Raw genomic sequence first — 6,478 nt, 5'->3', positions numbered from 1 at the left:
CTGCAAGGTACTCATTTTTAACACAAAAAAAATACAAAGTAGGTCTTATTGTTCTTGATACTTACCGTATTGGAGCAGTTGAGCAACTGATGCAATACGCTAGAATGATGAAGTTAGCTATCGAGACAGTAGTAGATCCATCAGACTTTGCAAGTGCTCTTGATTCACTAAAATATTGTGATTATATTTTAATCGATACTATGGGTTCTAGCCCCTATGATAGAAATAAGATAGAGAAAATCTATGAATGCTTAGATGGAAATGATACAAAGTACAATATTGAAGTTGTTTTAGTAATGCCAAGCTCTATAAAATACGAAGACTTAAAAGCTACATATGAGAATTTCTCTAGTTTAAACATAGACACATTGATGTTTACAAAGCTTGATGAGACAAAAGGTTTTGGAAATATATTCTCTCTTGCATATGAGACAAAAAAACCAATAAGTTACTTCTCTGTTGGCCAAGAAGTGCCAGAAGATTTAGTTTGTGCAACTAGTGATTTCTTAGTAGAGTGCTTATTAAACGGCTTTAATAGGAGCAAAGCATGATAGGCAATCAAGCTCAAAAACTCCAAGAGTTAGTTTCATCAAACTCAACAAAAAAATCTAAAAAGACTCGTTTTATTGCTATAACAAGCGGTAAGGGCGGCGTTGGGAAGAGCACGATAAGCTCAAATTTAGCATATGTTCTCTCTCAAAGTGGATTAAATGTAGGAATATTTGACGCTGATATTGGTCTTGCTAACTTAGATGTAATGTTCAATGTAAAAATAAAGAAAAATATCCTCCACGTTTTAAAAGGTGAAGCAACTGTTTCTGATATATTGATACCAATTACAAGAAATCTAATTCTTATTCCAGGTGAGAGTGGTGATGAAATACTTAAGTATTCAGATAAAGCTCTGTTTGAGAGATTTATGAGTGAAGCTCAGATATTGGATAAGTTAGATATTATGATTATAGATACAGGCGCAGGTATTGGGGAACATATACAGATGTTTTTAGATGCGGCAGATGATGTGATAGTGGTTACTGTTCCAGATCCAGCCGCAATTACTGATGCTTATGCTACTATAAAAACAATTGCTACTTTGCGAAATGATATTGGTCTAATAATGAATCAGGTAAAAAATCAAAATGAGGCAACTGCTGTATATGAGAAGATAAAAAAAGTAGCACTTGCAAACATTGGAGATAAACTAAATTTGAAATTAATTGGAAAAATTGATAGCGATGTAAAAGTTTCATCATCAATAAAGCAAAGAGCACTCTTTAGTGTTTTACATGAAGGCTCTAATGTTCATAAAGATATCATCTCTATCGCAAATAATATAGTAAAAAATTTGGAACGAAATGTGCTAGTTTCTCCAAGTGAGAGTGGTTTGTCTGGGCTTTTTAAGCGCTTAGTAAAGCATTTTTAAATCAAGTAAGGCTAATAGATGTTAGGTGAAAATTTCGTATATTTTTTTACTGTCCAAGGTTTTTTTATTGGAATAGTTTTTGGTATATTAAAGTCATTTAATGCAGAAGGGCTACTTGTATACACATCTCTTATAACTGGTTTCTTTTATCTTTTTTCACATATCATTATTGCCTTTTATTATAGAACTACAATTGCTAAAAACTACTTTTTTCCAAAAGAAAGTCATGAAAAAAGACTTGATCAATTTGTAATTGAGATAAACAAAAGAGAAAAACTTATAGACTCTGCTATAAAAATTACAGATGCAGCGATTAAAGCAAATGCTAGAGATGTTGAGGTTCAAGCATGATACGTGCATATACCCAAGATTTAAAACACAAAGAAGATGAGTTAGCAATTCAATATCTTCCTGCTGTTAAAGCCATGGCATTTAGACTAAAAGAGAGACTTCCTAGCTCAGTTGATTATATGGACCTCTCAGCTATTGGTACAGAAGAGCTGATAAAGCTTGCAAGAAGATATGATGAGACTCTTAATGACTCATTTTGGGGTTATGCAAAGAAGCGTGTTTATGGGGCAATGCTCGATTATCTTAGAAGCCTAGATATAGTTAGTCGCTCAAGTAGAAAACTAATTAAAGCAATAGATTATGCTGTTGAAGAGTATAGAGTTCTACATGATGAAGAGCCAAGCGATGAAGAGTTGGTAACTATTTTAGGCGAAGATATTGAGAAGATTCATGAAGCAAGAATTGCCTCATCTATCTATACAGTTATGCCACTAGAGGATCAACTTCAAGTTGGGGATGAAGGCTTAGCACTTGTAAATATAGAAAAAGAAGAGTTGGTAGATGTTATTAAAGTTGTTCTTGAATCATACGCTGAGAGAGAGCAGATGATCATTCAATTATACTATTTTGAAGAACTCTCTTTAAAAGAGATAAGCGATGTTTTGGGCATAACAGAGTCAAGAATATCTCAAATCCATAAATCGGTCATTCATAAAATCAAAGAGAGTGTAGGAGCTTAAGATGGCAGACATACTTTCACAAGAAGAGATTGATGCGCTATTAGACGTAGTAGATGATGATGAGGCAGGTGAACTCTTTGATGGAATAGGAAATGATTCTCCCGCGTCAAATAGACAGGTAACGCTGTATGACTTTAAACGTCCAAATAGAGTATCTAAAGAACAGCTGCGCGCATTTAAGGGTATCCATGACAAGATGTCAAGATCTCTAGCCTCTCAAATATCTTCAATTATGCGCTCAATCGTTGAGATACAACTCCACTCGGTAGATCAGATGACATATGGTGAGTTTTTAATGTCACTTCCAAACCCAACAAGCTTTAATGTTTTTTCAATGAAACCACTAGAGGGAAGCGGTGTTATAGAAATAAATCCATCTATCGCATTTCCTATGCTTGATAGATTGTTGGGTGGAAAAGGCGAGCCATTTGATGCAAGTAGAGAGTTCTCAGATATAGAACTTAGCCTTTTTGAGACAATTTTAAGAGTTATGATGAGCACTCTAAAAGATGCTTGGGCACCAGTTATGGATATTTTTCCAAATATAGAGTCAAAAGAGTCTAGTCCTAATGTTGTACAAATTGTTGCTCAAAACGAGATTGTAGTTATGGTTGTAATGGAGATTATTATTGGTCAGAGTTCAGGTATGATGAATATCTGTTATCCAGTTATTGCACTTGAACCAATTTTGCCAAAGCTAGCAAGTAGAGATTTGATGCTTAATGAAACAAGTACAAAAAAGAGCCGAAATACTGAGCTTCATGTACTTCTTGGTGGTGCTAAAGTTGGTATTGAAGCAATGCTTGGCAACGCTGAACTAACATTAAGAGATGTTTTAGACCTTCAAGCTGGAGATATTGTAAGACTTACAAGCCCAGCTGATGACATTGTAACAGTTCGTGTTGATGGAAAAGATAGATTTCGTGGTAAGATTGGTCTTAGAAGATTTAGAAAATCGATACAAATAACTGAAATAATTGATACAGAAAGAGATGCAGTTAAGAGAGCATTAGAGAATTTCGAGTCAATTAGAAAAGAGAAGATATCAGGTGCAAAAGAGATTGTACTTGATGAAGAAGATAGATATGATGATGATGAGGAGTAGATAATGAGCAATTTTATGAAATTATTTGAGAGTGAAGCAATAGGTACTATCGAGGCTCTTATAGGTCAAGCTCCTTCTATGGAGCTAAAAGAGGAACAAGAGTTAAGTATCATCTCTAATATTGTGCCTCCTATCGTACTGCTTAATATCTCTGTTTCTGGAGATATTAATGCATCTGCTATGCTTGCACTAACTCCAAATTTAGTTACCTCTTTATCAGATATGATGATGGGTGAAGAACAAAGCAATAGAGATGATGTGAATGACGATGATTTAGACGCTGTAAAAGAGATATCATCAAATATTTTTGGAGCATTAAGTAATAGTCTTGGAGGACAAAAAGAGTTACCAAAACTTTCTTTTAATATAAACAATATAGAATATATTGGCGAAAATAAAGATATTTCTCTTGAAAATTATTCTAAGATGTTTGTTTATAACTTTAGCATAGGAGATACAGACTCTTTACTTATGCTGATAATAGATGAAAACATAAATAACATACTATTTAAAAGTGAGAACAGTTCAAGTGAAAATAGAAAAAGTGACTCAGGTAGAAGTGGCCCTAGTATTTCATTGAGTGGTGATGAGATGAGCAATATTTCTCTTATAATGGATGTAAAACTTCCTGTAAAAGTTAGAATTGGAAAGAAAAAAATGTTACTTAAAGATGTTTTAAACATGGATATAGGCTCTGTTATAGAACTTAATCAATTAGCAAATGACCCTCTTGATATCTTAGTAGATGATAATGTAATTGCAGAGGGCGAAGTTGTAATAGTTGATGGAAACTTTGGAGTACAGATTACTACGATTGGCACTAAAAGAGAGAGATTGAATCAGCTTAAATCGCTGTAAGGATACCGTTTGTGAAAAGATATAAAGATGATTTAGCAAGAAAATATGTTAAAGATATAAAATCAGCAGACGTTTGGAGTGTTTTTAGAATGCTTACTGACTTTGTAAAAGGCTTTGATGAGCTTGGGGAGCTTGGTCCAACCGTCACTATATTTGGAAGTGCTAAAGCAAAAAGAAGTCATAAATATTATAAATTAGCGCAAAAATTCTCTTCAATGCTTGCACAAAGAGGATTCAATATAATGACAGGCGGAGGGCCTGGAATTATGGAAGCCGCAAATAGAGGCGCATTTAAGTATAAAAACATAGAATCAATTGGTCTTAATATAGACCTTCCATTTGAGCAAATACCAAATAAATACACCACTACTGAACTAAGATTTGATTATTTTTTCTCAAGAAAAGTTATGCTTGTAAAGTACTCAATAGCATATGTTATTTTTCCAGGTGGATATGGAACATTAGATGAGTTTTTTGAGGCTTTAACACTTGTACAGACAAAAAAAATAACAGGTGTTAAAATATTTCTTGTAGGAACATCTTATTATAAGCCACTTATGAAGTTTCTGGAAAGTAAGTTGTATAAAGATGGCATGATAACTAAAGAGGATTTGGAGATTATAACTTTGACTGATGATTTAGAGCAGATATTAAAAGGTATAGAAGAGTCTTTATTAAATCAAATAAATATATTAAAAGAGTCTGGGCTTGGAGATACAAAGTATTGTAAATCTCTTAGTGATTTTTTTGTAGAAAAAGATATTGACAAAGCAGAATATAGAGATGTCTAAAAAAGTACTTCTTGGAATGAGTGGAGGGATTGATTCCACAGTTTCAGCCATGCTCTTAAAAGAGGATGGATATGAAGTTGAAGGACTTTATATGAAACTTCATTCAAGCCCAGGTTATCATGAAATACATGAAGCAAGAGCAAGAAAAGCTGCTGATTTTGTAGGTATAACGTTACATGTAATAGATTTGCAAGAGATATTTGATGAGAAAGTCTTTAAACCTTTTATTGATACTTACGCAAAGGGTAAAACGCCAAATCCATGTGCCCTTTGTAACAGAAGCCTGAAATTTGGAGAGATGGTAAAGTTTGCAGATACAATTGGAGCAGATTTTATAGCTACTGGACACTATATAAAAACTGATGGAAAATATTTCTACGAAGCAGATGACGATACTAAAGATCAGAGTTATTTTTTATTTTATGTAAATAAAGAGATATTACCAAGACTTCTATTTCCACTTGGAGAGAGAAAAAAAAGTGAAATTAAAGAGTTAGCAGCTTCAATTAGTGGATTAGAAACATTCGCTTCACAAAGAGAATCAAGCGAGATATGTTTTGTTGAGACTACATATACTGATCTGCTTCAAGATTATGTTGAAGTAGATAAAGCAGGAGAAGTTCTCGATATGAATGGTAATGTTGTAGGAGAGCATAAAGGATATATGCACTATACAATAGGAAAAAGAAAAGGGTTTAGTGTTAATGGAGCTCACGATCCGCACTATGTAGTAAGTATAGACCCAGAAAAAAATCAGATAATAGTAGGAAAAAAAGAAGACTTAGCCTGTAATAGTGTCGTTTTAGGCGATTTAAATCTTTATATAGACGCTAAAAGCTTTGATACAAGTGTAAAGTTAAGATATAGAACTAAAGCTGTACCTTGCCATGTAGAGATTGTAAATGATAAAGCTTATGTAACATTAAAAGAGAGTGTTTTTGGTGTAGCAACTGGGCAAGCTGCTGTTTTTTATGATGAAAATAGACTTCTTGGTGGCGGCTGGATAGAAGACAATTGAGTAAAAATATGAAAGCTAATTTATAAAGTAAAAAACATTCAAAATATAACCGCAATATTAAGCCCCTTCTAAGCAACCCTTCTCTATAATTCCCATCCACAAACACAGAGACCTAAAGTTTAGGTATCTAAGCTTCGAGTAGGGGCTTATAAGTGTAGTTTGAGATCATTGAAAACTAAGCAAGTAAATAGACTTTAATAACTAGAAAAAGTTATTATTAAAGTCGAGTAAGTTTACTTATAAAAACTAAAT

Annotated in this window: 7 protein-coding genes and 1 pseudogene; all 8 read left to right on the top strand. The window is 33.4% G+C overall.

The window, feature by feature from the left end:
• Positions 1–551, top strand: a pseudogene (locus PHI38_RS08150) (flagellar biosynthesis protein FlhF); the annotation flags it as partial.
• Positions 548–1,423, top strand: a complete 876-nt coding sequence (locus tag PHI38_RS08145; protein ID WP_299854896.1) for a P-loop NTPase — start codon at positions 548–550, stop codon at positions 1,421–1,423. The pseudogene PHI38_RS08150 and the gene PHI38_RS08145, both read left to right, overlap by 4 nt.
• Before the next feature lie 18 nt (positions 1,424–1,441).
• Positions 1,442–1,774 (top strand): hypothetical protein, encoded by a 333-nt coding sequence (locus PHI38_RS08140; protein ID WP_299854893.1) that lies wholly within the window; start codon positions 1,442–1,444, stop codon positions 1,772–1,774.
• On the top strand, positions 1,771–2,454 hold the full coding sequence (locus PHI38_RS08135; RefSeq protein WP_299854891.1) for an RNA polymerase sigma factor FliA: 684 nt from the start codon (positions 1,771–1,773) through the stop codon (positions 2,452–2,454). Before PHI38_RS08140 ends, PHI38_RS08135 begins: the two co-directional genes overlap by 4 nt.
• A 1-nt stretch (position 2,455) precedes the next feature.
• Positions 2,456–3,559: a flagellar motor switch protein FliM gene (gene fliM / locus PHI38_RS08130; protein WP_299854889.1), complete on the top strand. Its 1,104-nt coding sequence runs from the start codon at positions 2,456–2,458 to the stop codon at positions 3,557–3,559.
• Between the two features lie 3 nt (positions 3,560–3,562).
• Entirely contained in the window at positions 3,563–4,417 is an 855-nt protein-coding gene (fliY, locus tag PHI38_RS08125) for a flagellar motor switch protein FliY (protein ID WP_299854886.1), read from the top strand.
• Positions 4,418–4,428: 11 nt separating this feature from the next.
• Entirely contained in the window at positions 4,429–5,208 is a 780-nt protein-coding gene (locus PHI38_RS08120) for a TIGR00730 family Rossman fold protein (RefSeq protein WP_299854883.1), read from the top strand.
• On the top strand, positions 5,201–6,226 hold the full coding sequence (gene mnmA / locus PHI38_RS08115; RefSeq protein WP_299854880.1) for a tRNA 2-thiouridine(34) synthase MnmA: 1,026 nt from the start codon (positions 5,201–5,203) through the stop codon (positions 6,224–6,226). Before PHI38_RS08120 ends, mnmA begins: the two co-directional genes overlap by 8 nt.
• Positions 6,227–6,478 lie beyond the last annotated feature (252 nt).

Source organism: Sulfurimonas sp., assembly GCF_028694895.1.
Lineage (GTDB): Bacteria > Campylobacterota > Campylobacteria > Campylobacterales > Sulfurimonadaceae > Sulfurimonas.
Note: the sequence above shows the minus strand (reverse complement) of the source record. Positions and strands in the feature narration are given on the sequence as shown.